The sequence below is a fragment of the Seonamhaeicola marinus genome (genome assembly GCF_008085455.1).
This window is the reverse complement of the sequence record NZ_VSDQ01000458.1, coordinates 275-676: the sequence shown is the minus strand read 5'-3', so window position 1 is coordinate 676 and position 402 is coordinate 275. Positions and strand designations below refer to the sequence as shown.

The following is a 402-nucleotide window of genomic DNA, read 5'->3' as shown; positions in this document are numbered from 1 at the left end:
TGCTATTTTAGATTTTATTTTACCTATCATTTTAATAAGATAATGCCAATATTAAAGGTGCTATTATTTTTTAAAAAACAACTTAGGGAAACGGGCTTCAGGTTGTTTTTTTAGCACACCAACGGCCCATGTAGATTTTAAAAATCCATAACCATAACCAAAAAATTGTACGCAAATAGCTGGTATTGCTAACACCGAAACCTCTAAGTTTTTTGTAGTAGCTAATGCTACAAAAAAGGCCAATACAAAGTACAATGCGTATGCAAACAACAAGTTATTAAAATTGAATAAAACTAACAATAATGCTATTAAAAACCCTAAGCAAAATATAGTAGGAAACCAATATGTTATTTTTTTTGTTGAAGGATGCCACGTATTTAAAATAGGCCTTACCATACCAAA

At 29.9% G+C, this 402-nt stretch carries 1 pseudogene; it reads right to left on the bottom strand.

From position 1 onward, the window contains the following. Window positions 1–63 precede the first annotated feature (63 nt). Window positions 64–402, bottom strand: a pseudogene (locus FUA24_RS25085) (glycosyltransferase); the annotation flags it as partial.